The 13,015-nt window shown below is 42.9% G+C and carries 14 protein-coding genes; all 14 read left to right on the top strand.

All coding sequences use genetic code 11. The annotated features are described in order from the left end of the window. The first annotated feature begins 1 nt into the window (after window position 1). From AN394_RS07010 to AN394_RS06945, 14 genes are read left to right on the top strand one after another with little or no spacing between them, the layout of a single operon-like run. Window positions 2–739: a glycosyltransferase family 2 protein gene (locus AN394_RS07010; RefSeq protein ID WP_054562417.1), complete on the top strand. Its 738-nt coding sequence runs from the start codon at window positions 2–4 to the stop codon at window positions 737–739. Next, window positions 739–1,707 carry an acyltransferase gene (locus AN394_RS07005; protein ID WP_055021095.1) on the top strand — a complete coding sequence of 323 codons (969 nt, stop codon included), beginning with the start codon at window positions 739–741 and terminating at the stop codon, window positions 1,705–1,707. Before AN394_RS07010 ends, AN394_RS07005 begins: the two co-directional genes overlap by 1 nt. Window position 1,708: 1 nt before the next feature. Then, on the top strand, window positions 1,709–3,253 hold the full coding sequence (hutH, locus tag AN394_RS07000; protein ID WP_200910010.1) for a histidine ammonia-lyase: 1,545 nt from the start codon (window positions 1,709–1,711) through the stop codon (window positions 3,251–3,253). After that, a complete protein-coding gene (locus tag AN394_RS06995) occupies window positions 3,246–3,671 on the top strand; it encodes a thioesterase family protein (RefSeq protein WP_054554548.1) in 426 nt (141 codons plus the stop codon). Before hutH ends, AN394_RS06995 begins: the two co-directional genes overlap by 8 nt. Continuing rightward, entirely contained in the window at window positions 3,671–4,189 is a 519-nt protein-coding gene (locus AN394_RS06990; RefSeq protein WP_055021094.1) for an outer membrane lipoprotein carrier protein LolA, read from the top strand. The genes AN394_RS06995 and AN394_RS06990 overlap by 1 nt, the downstream gene beginning before the upstream one ends. Further along, complete coding sequence (locus AN394_RS06985; protein ID WP_055021093.1) at window positions 4,186–6,405, top strand: MMPL family transporter; 2,220 nt, start codon at window positions 4,186–4,188, stop codon at window positions 6,403–6,405. Before AN394_RS06990 ends, AN394_RS06985 begins: the two co-directional genes overlap by 4 nt. A 3-nt stretch (window positions 6,406–6,408) precedes the next feature. After that, window positions 6,409–7,650: an NAD(P)/FAD-dependent oxidoreductase gene (locus AN394_RS06980; RefSeq protein WP_055021092.1), complete on the top strand. Its 1,242-nt coding sequence runs from the start codon at window positions 6,409–6,411 to the stop codon at window positions 7,648–7,650. Further along, entirely contained in the window at window positions 7,638–8,189 is a 552-nt protein-coding gene (locus AN394_RS06975) for a DUF3261 domain-containing protein (RefSeq protein WP_055021091.1), read from the top strand. Before AN394_RS06980 ends, AN394_RS06975 begins: the two co-directional genes overlap by 13 nt. Window positions 8,190–8,191: 2 nt before the next feature. Next, on the top strand, window positions 8,192–9,355 hold the full coding sequence (locus tag AN394_RS06970; RefSeq protein ID WP_055021090.1) for a beta-ketoacyl-ACP synthase: 1,164 nt from the start codon (window positions 8,192–8,194) through the stop codon (window positions 9,353–9,355). After that, window positions 9,342–9,797: a hotdog family protein gene (locus tag AN394_RS06965; protein WP_054554542.1), complete on the top strand. Its 456-nt coding sequence runs from the start codon at window positions 9,342–9,344 to the stop codon at window positions 9,795–9,797. Before AN394_RS06970 ends, AN394_RS06965 begins: the two co-directional genes overlap by 14 nt. Then, the gene (fabG, locus tag AN394_RS06960) at window positions 9,794–10,519 is read left to right on the top strand and encodes a 3-oxoacyl-ACP reductase FabG (protein ID WP_054562409.1); all 726 of its coding nucleotides are present in this window, start codon (window positions 9,794–9,796) and stop codon (window positions 10,517–10,519) included. The genes AN394_RS06965 and fabG overlap by 4 nt, the downstream gene beginning before the upstream one ends. Further along, window positions 10,519–11,745: a beta-ketoacyl-ACP synthase gene (locus tag AN394_RS06955; protein WP_054562408.1), complete on the top strand. Its 1,227-nt coding sequence runs from the start codon at window positions 10,519–10,521 to the stop codon at window positions 11,743–11,745. Before fabG ends, AN394_RS06955 begins: the two co-directional genes overlap by 1 nt. Further along, window positions 11,742–12,572 (top strand): MipA/OmpV family protein, encoded by an 831-nt coding sequence (locus AN394_RS06950; protein WP_054562407.1) that lies wholly within the window; start codon window positions 11,742–11,744, stop codon window positions 12,570–12,572. The genes AN394_RS06955 and AN394_RS06950 overlap by 4 nt, the downstream gene beginning before the upstream one ends. Continuing rightward, window positions 12,573–13,004 carry a hypothetical protein gene (locus tag AN394_RS06945; RefSeq protein ID WP_054562406.1) on the top strand — a complete coding sequence of 144 codons (432 nt, stop codon included), beginning with the start codon at window positions 12,573–12,575 and terminating at the stop codon, window positions 13,002–13,004. Window positions 13,005–13,015 lie beyond the last annotated feature (11 nt).

Raw genomic sequence — 13,015 nt, 5'->3', positions numbered from 1 at the left:
CATGAACCAGTTTTGTATTGTTATTCCTAATTACAATCACACCCATGCTATTGCTGCTGTACTCGATGAGCTAAAAGAGCTACAGCTGCCGATAATCATGGTTGATGATGGCAGTGACGCTGATGCCAAACAAGTATTTGCAACGCTTAACGCTAAGTACGATTTTTTAACCTTGATAAGCCATGCTCAAAATCAAGGTAAGGGTGGGGCAGTTCAAACTGGGTTGATGGCTGCCTATCAGCAAGGGTTCAGCCATGCCATTCAGGTTGATGCTGACGGCCAGCATTCGTTAGCAGATATTAGTAAGTTGATTGAACTAAGTAATGCATCACCTAACAAGGTGATCAGTGGTTGTCCTATTTATGATAGCTCAGTGCCTAAGCACCGTTATTTAAGTCGTTACATCACCCATTTTTGGGTTTGGGTAGAAACGCTCAGCTTTGATATTGTTGATTCAATGTGTGGTTTTCGGGTTTACCCCTTAGCAGCCGTTGAACAATTAATGGCTAAGCAAACGCTTGGCAAGCGCATGGACTTTGATATTGAAATTTTAGTCAGGCTTTATTGGCAAGGTGTTAAAGTCACGTTTTTGCCAACCCAGGTCATTTACCCTGAAAATGGCGTATCTCATTTTCGAGCCTTACACGATAACGTGGGAATTTCGTGGCTGCATACGCGTTTATTCTTTGGCATGTTGCTACGCTCACCTAAGCTGCTTTGGCGTAAGGTGGCAGGCTAATGGCTGTAAAACATTGGTCAAAAATGCAAGAACGTGGCAATCGCTTAGGCATGCAAATATTGCTCGTATGTTATCGCGTATTTGGTCGAAAAGGCTTGTGGTTGGTGTTGTTTCCGGTGGTGTTTTATTTGTTTTTAACTGGCAAAACTGCCCGCCAAGCGTCACATGCATTCTTAACCCAAGCGCGTAAAGTGAATGGCAATAGTAAAGCAGTTACTTGGCGCGATAGCTTTCGTCATTTTCGCTGCTTCGCTGACAGCGCCTTTGACAAAATAGATGCATGGCTTGGACGAATTCAGCAACATAATATTCTTTACACCAACGAAGCGCTGTTTAAACAACTTGATGAGCAACAGCAAGGGGCTATTTTTATCGGCTCACACCTTGGTAACTTAGAGGTATGTAGAGCCCTTAGCCAACACCGAAACAGTAAAAAAATCAATGTATTGGTGTTTACGCATCATGCTGTAGAATTTAATAAATTACTGAAAAGTATTAATCCGGATGTTGCAGTAAACCTCATTCAAGTAACCGATCTTGGCCCAGATATGGCAATTATGCTCAAAGAGAAAGTCGAGCAGGGTGAAATTGTGGTGATAGTCGGTGATAGAACCAGTACCACCACCGCAGGAAGAGTTATCGAAGCTGACTTTTTAGGTAAGCCAGCCCCCTTTTCACAAGGGCCATTTATTTTAGCTGCGCTGTTAGATTGCCCGGTGTTTCATCTGTTTTGTATAAAAGATAAAAAGCCCAATGGCGAAACATTTTACCGCGTGATTTTTGAAAAATACGCCGACAAACTCGTTTTACCGCGTAAAACGAGGCAACAAACATTACAACAAATTGTTAGCGATTATGCGCAAAGGCTCAGTTTTTATGCTGCGGCCTATCCGTATCAATGGTTTAATTTTTATGATTTTTGGCAAAATGACGAGCAAGTGTCTCGTAGTCAAAACAAGGAGAACTAAGGTGTCAGAGCACTCGACTACCGTTTTTGGCAAACAGCGTTTATCAATCGAAGATATTGTTCATATTGCATTAGAGCAAGGTGCTGTTGCGTTAACATCAGACCGTCAATTTGCTAATAAAATAGACAGCGCCGTGGCGTTTTTAGATAAGTTGCTTGAAGATGATGGCGTGATATATGGCGTTACCACAGGTTATGGCGATTCAGTAACCGTAAAAGTGCCACTTGATTTAGTCAATGAGTTACCACTGCATCTTACTCGTTTTCATGGTTGCGGCCTTGGCGATGTGTTTAATCAAGCCCAAGGGCGCGCTATTTTAGCGACTCGTTTAACTTCGCTTTCACAAGGGTATTCTGGCGTTAGCTGGGAGATGTTGAATTTATTACGTGACTTTTTAAATCACAATATCGTACCGGTGATCCCGCAAGAAGGGTCAGTGGGAGCCAGTGGTGATTTAACGCCGCTTTCGTATGTAGCCGGTGCTATGGTTGGTGAGCGAGATGTGTATTACAAAGGCGAAATTAAAAACAGTCTAGAGGTGATGCAAGAACTTGGCTTAAAGCCATTAAAACTGCGCCCGAAAGAAGGGCTGGCAGTCATGAATGGCACTGCCGTGATGACAGCTTTGGCATGTCTTGCTTATGATAGAGCAGATTACTTAGCTAAATTGACCAGCCGTATAACAGCCCTTGCAAGCCTTGCATTAAAAGGTAACAGTCATCACTTTGATGATATTTTGTTTTCAGTGAAGCCACATCCAGGGCAACAGCAAGTAGCTGCATGGATCCGTGGTGATCTAAACCATGTAGAACACCCTCGTAATGCTGACCGCTTACAAGATAGGTATTCAATTCGCTGTGCTCCACATGTTATTGGTGTGCTGCAAGATAGTTTGCCGTGGTTTAGGCAAATGATTGAAAATGAACTAAATTCGGCAAATGATAATCCAATCATCGATGGCGAAGGTGAGCACGTATTGCATGGTGGTCACTTCTATGGTGGTCATATTGCAATGGTAATGGATAGCATGAAAACCGCTGTTGCTAATTTAGCCGACTTAGCAGACAGACAAATCGCATCCTTAGTTGATACGCGCTATAACAATGGTTTGCCTTCTAATCTATCGGCGAGTAATGATGAGCGTCGCTACATTAACCATGGTTTTAAAGCGGTCCAAATTGGCGCCAGTGCATACACGGCCGAAGCATTAAAACTGACCATGCCAGCAAGTGTGTTTTCTCGTTCAACCGAGTGTCACAACCAAGATAAAGTGAGCATGGGAACTATCGCTGCACGAGATTGTTTGCGTATCTTACAGCTAACTGAGCAAGTGGTTGCAAGTACTTTGCTTGCGAGTATTCAAGGTTTGCGTTTACGTATTAATAGCGGTGAGCTTGAATTCGCTAGTTTAACTAGTGATGTACAAAGTATGTATCAAGACATTAGCGAGTTTTTCCCGCTGCTTGATGAAGACCGTCCTCTAGAGGCTGTTCTTCGCTTTACGGTAGACGCTATTCAAACAAAACGTTGGAGTTTATATGCATAGTCGTGGCTCGTTGTTGAGTACTCATGTTGAGATTGAAATTCCTTTTCATGATTGCGATCCAATGAATGTGGTATGGCATGGTAATTACCCGCGCTATTTAGAAGTCGCGCGCTGCGAATTACTGCGTTTGTTTGATTATGATTATGTGCAAATGCAAGAGTCTGGCTATGCGTGGCCGATTATTGACATGCATATTAAGTACGTCGGCTCAGCATTGTTTACACAAAAAATCCGCGTTGATGCCTACTTAAAAGAATATGAAACACGATTACGTATCGATTACGTAATCACTGATTGCGCTACAGGTAAAAAGTTAACCAAAGCAACGACTATCCAAGTTGCGGTTGATATAGAGAAAAAAGAAATGCAGTTTGTTTCGCCGCCTGTACTCCATGAAAAACTTCAAAAGGTGATTTAATGCGATTAAGCGTGTTGTTACTGAGTATGCTCGTTTTTTTTCCTGTGTTTGCATCAAGCGCAGTAACAGAGCAAGGCACATTTAGCCAAGAAAAGCATTTTAAAGGGTTTAGTAAGCCTTTTATTTCATCAGGTTCGTTTGAACTTGCTGAAGATGGCCTCACTTGGCAAGTTGAATCTCCGGTTAAAAGCACGCTATTAATCAAGCAAGGGCAAGTATATACCCTGGATGACCAAGATAAGCCGCAGCTACAAAAAGGTGCAGAGCCTTACGTTAATTTACTGCAAGCAATTTTAAAGCATGATGAAGTGGCACTTGCTGAGCAATTTACGATGACAGAGCATGCAGAGCCCGGTTGTCAGACTTTATTGCCTAAAGATGACTTGCTAAAGCAGCTATTTAGTCTGTTCGAATTATGTGAAGCAGCAGAGCAAGTGAGCCGTGTGCGTCTTCAAGAAGCAAATGGTAACTTTACTGTGTTACGCTTTGCTTACCCTCATAAAGAGCAAAAACAGTGAAAGCATGGGGCCTAACGCTTGCTTGGCTGAGCCTATTAGTTAGCGCCTTAGTGGTTGTTTTTATTCTAAAACAGCCGTCGTTGAATAATGATATTTTGGCTTTGTTGCCAAAGTCAGAACCGCGTTTACAGCAAGTCGAAGAACACTTTTTTTCAGCTAATAAACAGCAGTTGAGCTTTTCTTTTCGGGGTGAGAATGCAGTAAAAGCTTATGATGATTTACATCAGTGGCTGGCGAGTAAACACATTGAGCCTCGTTTTAAGTTACCTGAAATCTCCCAATTGGCAGCATTTTACGGTCAGTACGCCGGGCATTTAGTCTCCGAGGAATATAAACAAGCTATTGGCGATGCTAATCGCTTTCAACAGTATTACTTTAGTCAGTTGAGTAAAGTCGCTGATCCTTTTGTTTCAAGTACTATCAACCAAGACCCAACACTTGCTACAGCAGGGTTCTTATCTGAGGCAATGACACACATGCAGCAATTTGAGCTGCAAGATGGCCGAATTAACATTAACTATCAAGGTGATGAGTATTTAATGTTATTTGTGCAAAGTGCTGACAATGCCTTTTCAATAAATCAATCAATAGCGTTGAGCAATGAGATAGTTGCCTATATCGCTGAGCTTGAAGGCCGCTATCCAGATACACAAATTCGCTATGCCGGTGCTTTATTTCACACCGCAGCAAATGCGCAGCAAGCCAAATTTGAAATGACCTTGTTTGGTTCGGTGAGCTTGCTGGCGCTTATTGTGATGGTGGTGTGGGTGTTTCGCTCGATAAATGCATTGTGGCTGGCCTCTGTAACCGTGATAAGCGCCGCTATTGGTGGCACCATTGCGCTGATCAGTATTTTTAGTCAAGTCCATGTATTAACCATGGTGTTTGCAGTGACGCTGATTGGTATCGCCATTGATTATGCATTTCATGGCATGCTTGATTTAACTGAGCAGCCACAAGGTTTTAGCCAAGGGCTTAAACTGGCACTGTTGTTGTCGTTACTAACCACCACACTCGGTTACGCGAGTTTGTTTTTCTCACCCGTGAAGTTACTCAGTCAAGTGGGCGTGTTCGTTGTTGCAGGGCTAGTTACAGCTTGGCTTTGCACACGAATTTTACTGCCTTATTGGCAAGCTGGTTTAACCATTAACACTGCTGCGCATCAATTAGCTAACTGCTTAAGTGGTTATTTAAAACGATTAACGCATTATCGCGTCGCACTCAGTATGCTGACGTTAGTGTTATTGAGTGCTTTTGCCTTACTAAAACCCCCTGTGATTAATGATGATGTAAAGCTGTTAAATGCAAGTCCTGCTGATTTAATGCAAAACGAAGCGTTGCATATGTCTTTATTAGGTCAAGATAATGGCCAAATCATGATTTTATTTGCTGATAATGCGCAGCAGTTATTAGTAGAGCAAGAAGCATTAAAAGCAACTATTCGCGGTCTTAATGGCCGTGCCTTGATGCTTAGTGACTTAGTGCCTAGTAAACAATTACAACAGCAAAACTACGATCAACTGCATTCGGCCCAGCAAGCGATGAGTGTGGTTAGCCAAATGACAGGGACGCCCGTTGAGCTCCCAACATCAATGCTTGATTTAAACGCGGCACTTAATTCACCGTTAGCGCCGTTAATCGCTAACCAAGTGATCTCAAACAACACACTAACCGCAAGCTGGTTTATGGTAACAGGTGTAAATAAATCCGAGCTGATGGATTTAGCCAACGCTTACCCAGATTTAGTTGTTTACGATAAAGTCGCGATGATAAGCGAAGGTTTAAGTCATTACTCAAATTCGTTACTGGTGACACTGGCCATTGCGATGACCTTTGCGTTATTACTCTTTAGCGTTAAATTTGGTTTTAAAACGGCGTGTAAACAAACGTTAGTGCTTGTACTAACAACCGCGGCTGTACTGCTACTATGCAGTGCGCTGCAATCTCAGCTGTCGATTTTTAATTTATTAGGCTGTTTATTGATATTAGCGTTGGCAATCGATTACTTGGTGTTTTATCAGGTCAATAATTTAAGCTCGAGCAATGTACTCGCAATTAGCTTGTCAGCGGCATCATCGATGTGGGTATTTGGCATGTTGGCCGTTTCGAAAACGCCGGCCATTTTCAGTTTCGGATTAACGGTATTAGTGGGGCTAGTTTGTATCTATATCCTGGCGCCGCTCAGTATTGCATTACCTAAAAATAAGGAAAAATAATAGGTGAATAATCAAGTTCAACAGGCTGATGTTGTTATTATTGGTGCTGGCCCTTCAGGTGCCGTGGCTGCCAGTTTACTGGTGAAAAAAGGTTGGCATGTGGTGGTGTTAGAGCAGCAAACCTTTCCGCGTTTTTCGATTGGTGAAAGTTTATTACCCCAGTGCATGAGCTTTTTAGCAGAAGCAGGCCTTGAGCAAGCGGTGCAAGCACAGGCACAATCACTTGGGTTTCAGTTTAAAAATGGTGCGGCGTTTCAGCGTCGGGGCGACCACACCACAATCGATTTTACCGAGAAATTTAGCGAAGGCCCTGGCACGACTTTTCAGGTAAAACGCGCTGACTTTGATAAATGCTTAGCCGATGGTGCCATGCAGCAAGGGGCTGAAATTCGTTACCAACATAGCGTGTTAGCGTTCACCGATTGTGAGGATGGCGCTTTACTTGATGTTACGGATGAAAACCAGCAAGGCTATCAAATTAAAGGGCGTTTTGTACTTGATGCCAGTGGTTTTGGCAGGGTATTACCTCGCTTACTTGATTTAGAGTCAGCATCAAATTTCCCAGTACGTTGGGCTTTTTTCAGCCATTTTAAAGATAATATTAGCGATACACAGTTTGACCGCGAAAAAATCTTAATTAATGTTCACCCAGAGCAAAAAGATATTTGGTATTGGCTGATCCCATTTAGTGATGGTACGGCAAGCATTGGTGTCGTTGGTAAACCAGAGCAGCTTGAGGATAAACAACCACTCGCTGGTTTAAATGAATTTATTGAACAAGATAGCTATTTAAGTGAGTTATTAGCCAATCGAGAAGCTATTGGTGAAGCGCGTGCTATTAAAGGCTATTCGGCTAATGTGTCGAGCTTGTATGGTGAGCATTTTGCACTACTTGGTAATGCTGGTGAGTTTTTAGATCCGGTATTTTCATCTGGGGTGACGATTGCATTAAAATCAGCCTCATTGGTCGCTCCTTTAGTTGATAGCTACTTACGTGGTGAGCAAGTTGATTTCAAAAACGATTACAGTGAGCCTTTGCAACAAGGGGTTAATTGCTTTAGAACCTACGTCAGTGCTTGGTATGATGGCTCATTTCAGGACGTGATTTTTTACAGTGAGAAAAACCAACAAGTGCGCGAGATGATCAGTGCTATTCTTGCTGGTTATGCATGGGATTTACAAAACCCATTTGTAAAACAAAGCAACAAACGCTTAAATACACTGGTTGAATTATGTCGCGACTAACACGCTCTTTGCTCTTATCTTTGAGCATATTAGTGGTAAGTTGCGCCAGTGAATTTGCAGTAAAAACGGGTGTTGATTTAGCGCCAAATGCAGGGATTTATTTGCTTGATCCACCGCCGTCATTAGTTGCCGATAATTGGCAGCAAGTACTGGAAGTACACCATGGCGATGAGCAGCATACATTACTAGCGCAGCTGAGTTTAAACAGTGAAACGGGTATTAACTTGGCTGTTATGACGGCTCAAGGTATGCCAATCTTTCAGTTAGAAAAAGCGCCACTAGGGCCGATTAAAAGCGAAAAAATGCTCCCTATCAACGCGGTTGATCCTCGCTATATTCTTGCTGATATCATGCTAGTACACTGGCCGGTTACTGTGCTGAACTCGCAACTTTATGGTTTGAACTTGGTTGAACAAGGCTCGACACGGCGTTTATATCAAGGTGAACAGTTAATTAGTGAAATTCGCTATTTAGACGGTGCAACAGAACTTGTAAACTTTCAGCGAGATTACAAAATTAAATTTCAAAGGGTTAATTGATTATGCCATTTTGGCTTAACGACTTAGGTATTGTTAGTGCATTGGGGGTTGGTCATCAACAAACAATGCAAAGTATCAGCTTACAACCTAAACAAACACTCACAGAGGTGACGTCGCTTGCATTTGAGCAGCGCCCAACTTTTGTGGGGTTGGTTAATGAACTGCCATTAACAGCATCAATGCGATTTTATCAGCTAATCGATTTAGCGCTGGGGCAAATTGCTGACACATTAGCAAACATAGACATTCCGAGCAGCCGTATTGCTGTGGTGATTGGTACTAGTACTGCTGCAATTCAAGAAGGTGAAAGAGGTCGAATTGCCCATGCAGCTAAGGGAAAGTGGCCAGAGGAGTTTGATTATTACGACCAAGCGCTCGTCGCACCTGCCAATTATATTGCCAAAAAACTCGCTGCGAAGGGGCCAAGTTACAGCATTTCAACTGCGTGTAGTTCAAGTGCCAAGGCGCTTATTAGTGCGCGCGCCTTACTCAGTGCCGATTTAGCCGATGTGGTAATTTGTGGTGGGGTAGATAGCTTGTGCCAACTCACTATTAATGGCTTTGATTCGTTATCGTCTATCAGCGATGAAATTTGTAAGCCGTTTAGTGGCGACAGAGCAGGCATCAATATTGGTGAAGCCGCAGCATTATTTGTTATGAGTAAAGAGCAGCATACAAAACAGAGCATTGCCTTTTTAGGTGGTGGTGAAAGCTCCGACGCCCACCATATTTCAGCACCGATTGCAGACGGTTCTGGCGCAATTGCTGCTATGACAACGGCGTTGCAAGACGCGAATTTAACGCCTTCAGATATCGACTACATTAATGCCCATGGAACAGCCACACCGCAAAATGATGCGATGGAATCTCTGGCAATCAGTGAGGTATTTGGCAAAGATACTAAAGTGAGCTCTTCTAAACATTTGACCGGCCACACTCTAGGCGCTGCAGGTGCCTTAGAAGCGGGCTTATGTTGGCTTTATTTGGCTTACCCAGAGTTTAATCAATTAGTATGCAATCAGGTTGCAAAAGACGAATCATTGGCTGAAATTGGCTTAATAACACAACCAGAAACGGCAGAAATTAACACCTGTTTATCAAATTCGTTTGCCTTTGGCGGCAATAATGTCAGTGTAGTACTAGGACATCTAAATGAATCACTATAAAATTGAGCAAGTAGTCCCTCATAGTGAGCCAATGATATTGCTCAATCGCCTATCTAGTTACAGCGAAGAGTCAGGTTGCTGTGAAGTGGATATTAGTTCACAAAGCCCGTTTTATGACGAGAGCTTAAATGGGGTTGCCAGTTATATTGGTTGTGAATATATGGCGCAAACTATCGCAGCTTATGCGGGTGCGCTGGCAAAAGACAAAGGAAATGAAGTACAAATCGGTTTTTTAATTGGTACGCGCAAATATAAAACCTATGCACCGGTATTTAAAAACGAGCAAACGCTTAAAGTCTCGGTGACAAAATTATATCAAGAAGAATCAGGGTTAAGTGTATTTGAGTGTCAAATACATAGCGATGAAACATGCTTAGCAGAAGCAAAAATTAATGTGTTTCAACCACAAGACCCAATGCAGTTTATAAGAGAAAATCAATGACAAAACGTATTTTAGTCACCGGCTCAAGCCGTGGTATTGGCAAAGCAATCGCACTTAGATTAGCTAACGATGGCTTTGATATTGCTGTTCATTGTCGCAGTGGTGTGGCTGAAGCAGAGCAAACCTGTGAAGAAATCAGTGCGCTTGGTCGTCATGCTAGCTTATTGCAATTTGATGTTTGCGATAGAGAGCTTGCAAAACAACAAATTGAAGCTGATATTGCCGAGCACGGTGCGTATTATGGGGTGATCTGTAATGCAGGTATCACGAATGATATGGCGTTCCCAGCGATGCAAGGTGATGATTGGGATAAAGTGATCCGTACTGGCCTTGACGGTTTTTATAATGTGGTTCATCCAACGGTGATGCCAATGGTGCAAGGTCGTAAAGGTGGCCGTATTGTCACTATGGCGTCAGTGTCAGGGATTGCCGGTAATCGCGGGCAAGTTAACTACAGTGCCGCTAAAGCGGGCATTATTGGTGCGACCAAAGCGCTTTCGCTTGAGCTTGCAAAACGTAAGATCACCGTTAACTGCGTAGCTCCAGGGCTAATCGAAACCGAAATGACAGACGATTTACCGGTTGATGAAATGCTAAAAATGATCCCATTAAAACGTATGGGTTCGGTTAGTGAAGTCGCGGGTACTGTGTCGTTTTTATGTTCAGATGACGCCGCGTATATCACTCGCCAAGTTATTTCTGTGAATGGCGGTATGGTGTAATGAAGCGCGTTGTTGTTACAGGCATGTCTGCCATTACTGCATTAGGTGATACCTGGGGTGAATTTAAAACCGCTTTGCAAAAAGGTGAAAATGCCGTCCAGTACATGACTGACTGGGATGTGGCGCCAGAACTAAACACTCGACTAGCAGCACCTGTTACTCATTTTAGTAAACCAAGCCACTATAAGCGTAAACAAGTTCGCTCAATGGGGCGTGTTGCTATGATGTCGACCCGTACTACAGAGCTTGCTCTAGAAGAAGCTGGGCTATTAGAGCACTCAAGTCTAACCGACGGCTCTACTGGTATTGCTTTTGGCTCATCAACGGGGTCAACGCCACCATTATTGGCTTTTGCAAAAATGATGGAAACCGGCGAAATGACAGGCGTAACGGCCACCAGTTACATCCAGATGATGGCGCATACAGCGCCTGTGAATGTGGGTGTCTTTTTTGGCTTAAAAGGTCGGGTGATCACTACCAGCTCTGCGTGCACATCAGGCTCGCAAGGTATTGGTTATGCTTATGAAGCGATTAAGTATGGTCGCCAAAAAGCCATGGTGGCTGGTGGCGCAGAAGAGTTATGCATCACAGAAGCTGCGGTATTTGACACCTTATACGCGACGAGCACAAAAAATGATGCTGCGAAAAGCACGCCACGACCATTCGATCAAAATCGTGATGGTCTGGTTATTGGTGAAGGTGCAGGCACGCTCATTTTAGAAGAGTATGAGCATGCCCTAGCCCGTGGCGCGACCATTTATGCGGAGCTGGTCGGTTTTGGTTGTAACTCAGATGGTCAACATGTGACGCAACCTACCGCAGAAACTATGCAAGTGGCTATCGAAATGGCACTTAATGATGCACAGCTTACTGCCGACCAAATTGGCTATGTGAATGCTCATGGTACGTCAACAGATCGGGGTGATATTGCGGAGTCTCTGGCGACTTTCAATGCCCTTGGCAAGAAACCTATTAGCTCATTAAAGAGTTATTTAGGTCATACCTTAGGAGCGTGTGGCGCCATTGAGGCATGGGCAAGTATCAATATGATGAATGATGGTTGGTTTGCACCTACTATCAATTTAACGGATGTCGATCCTGAGTGTGCTGATTTAGACTATATCAAGGGCAATGGCCGTGAAATGCAAACAGATTACATTATGAGCAATAACTTTGCGTTTGGTGGCATAAATACCTCGTTAATTTTTAAAAAGTGGCAAGCATGATCAAGCGCTGCATCATAAGTATTTTATTTATTCTAACTTTTAATGCTTATGCTGCACAAGACAGTGTAGAAAAGGGCACTGCAAAAATGGAGTTCGGTGCAGGCCTTTTTTATGCAGATATCCCGCATTATTTAGGTTCAGATGAAAGTGAGCAATACCTATTGCCTGTGCCTTATTTTCGTTATCAAAGCGATAAAATGGCCATCGACCGTAATAACTTCACTGGCTTTTTGTGGCAGCAAGAAAATCTCCATTTAGATTTATCTGCCAACGTAGGTCTTGCAGTTGACAGTGAAGACAACAAAGCCCGAGAAGGTATGGATGATCTAGATTGGGTGTTTGAATTAGGGCCTTCACTTAATTACTACCTAATAGGTGAACCAAACGCTAAACAGCATTTGTATTTAAGCCTGTTTGCACGCAAAGCCATTGCGACAGATTTCTCAGGTATTGATGATATTGGCTGGCGTTATGGGCCAAGTGTGTATTATCGAGTGCCGATCATCGAAAAAGCGGATTCACAATTTTCATTAGCGTTTCGTGGCAATATCAACTTTGCTAGCGATAAATACCTTGATTACTACTATGGAGTGAGTGACTTACATAGCAATGAAACTCGCCAAGCATACTCAAGTCGTTCAGGTTTTTCTGGCGCTGATGTATCAATTGGGGTACATTTTGACACACCAAAGTATTGGTTAGGTGGTTTTGTTAAATATCATCACCTTGCTAACAGTCAACAAGATGCAAGCCCACTCGTGAAGCAAGATTATAATGTTTCGGTTGGTTTTGGTGTTGCATGGAAATTTTATAGAAGGAATTTTTAAATGAAGTTATTGACCCTTGCATGTGTTTTAGCGGCTTGTTTGTTTTCAACAAACAGTTTTGCACGTGATGATATACAAACGCTACCTGTACAAGCATTACTTGAAACCACCAAAGCGAAACAAGCGCTGTTAGATATTCCGCTGTATTTCGCTGATCAAAGTCATAACAGCATTAAAACCAATTATGGTGAAGTGATCACCAACAAGAAAACCAACGCATTTAATAAAACTGACCGAGAAGCGTGTGAGTGGGTAATGCTTAGTGCTTTAAAAGCATTACAAGAGCGTGCTGTTCGTGAAGGCATGAATGCAGTTGTAAATATTCAGTCGTATTACAAAAAACGTGAGTTCGTTAGCCAAACCGAATATCAATGTGGTGCGGGCACATTTGTTGCTGGCGTGGCATTAAAAGGCACTTTAGTTAAGTTATAACTAACTAAAGT

It is taken from the genome of Pseudoalteromonas sp. P1-26 (genome assembly GCF_001401795.1).
In the GTDB taxonomy this organism is placed as follows: domain Bacteria; phylum Pseudomonadota; class Gammaproteobacteria; order Enterobacterales; family Alteromonadaceae; genus Pseudoalteromonas.
Note: the sequence above shows the minus strand (reverse complement) of the source record. Positions and strands in the feature narration are given on the sequence as shown.

Excerpts from the sequence above, each read along its gene's own strand:
- AN394_RS06955 (WP_054562408.1), top strand. The coding sequence starts at position 10,519 with ATGAAGCGCGTTGTTGTTACAGGCATGTCTGCCATTACTGCATTAGGT.
- AN394_RS06950 (WP_054562407.1), top strand. The coding sequence starts at position 11,742 with ATGATCAAGCGCTGCATCATAAGTATTTTATTTATTCTAACTTTTAAT.
- AN394_RS06970 (WP_055021090.1), top strand. The coding sequence starts at position 8,192 with ATGCCATTTTGGCTTAACGACTTAGGTATTGTTAGTGCATTGGGGGTT.
- AN394_RS06975 (WP_055021091.1), top strand. The coding sequence starts at position 7,638 with ATGTCGCGACTAACACGCTCTTTGCTCTTATCTTTGAGCATATTAGTG.
- AN394_RS06945 (WP_054562406.1), top strand. The coding sequence starts at position 12,573 with ATGAAGTTATTGACCCTTGCATGTGTTTTAGCGGCTTGTTTGTTTTCA.
- AN394_RS06965 (WP_054554542.1), top strand. The coding sequence starts at position 9,342 with ATGAATCACTATAAAATTGAGCAAGTAGTCCCTCATAGTGAGCCAATG.
- AN394_RS06995 (WP_054554548.1), top strand. The coding sequence starts at position 3,246 with ATGCATAGTCGTGGCTCGTTGTTGAGTACTCATGTTGAGATTGAAATT.
- fabG (WP_054562409.1), top strand. The coding sequence starts at position 9,794 with ATGACAAAACGTATTTTAGTCACCGGCTCAAGCCGTGGTATTGGCAAA.
- AN394_RS07005 (WP_055021095.1), top strand. The coding sequence starts at position 739 with ATGGCTGTAAAACATTGGTCAAAAATGCAAGAACGTGGCAATCGCTTA.
- AN394_RS07010 (WP_054562417.1), top strand. The coding sequence starts at position 2 with ATGAACCAGTTTTGTATTGTTATTCCTAATTACAATCACACCCATGCT.
- AN394_RS06990 (WP_055021094.1), top strand. The coding sequence starts at position 3,671 with ATGCGATTAAGCGTGTTGTTACTGAGTATGCTCGTTTTTTTTCCTGTG.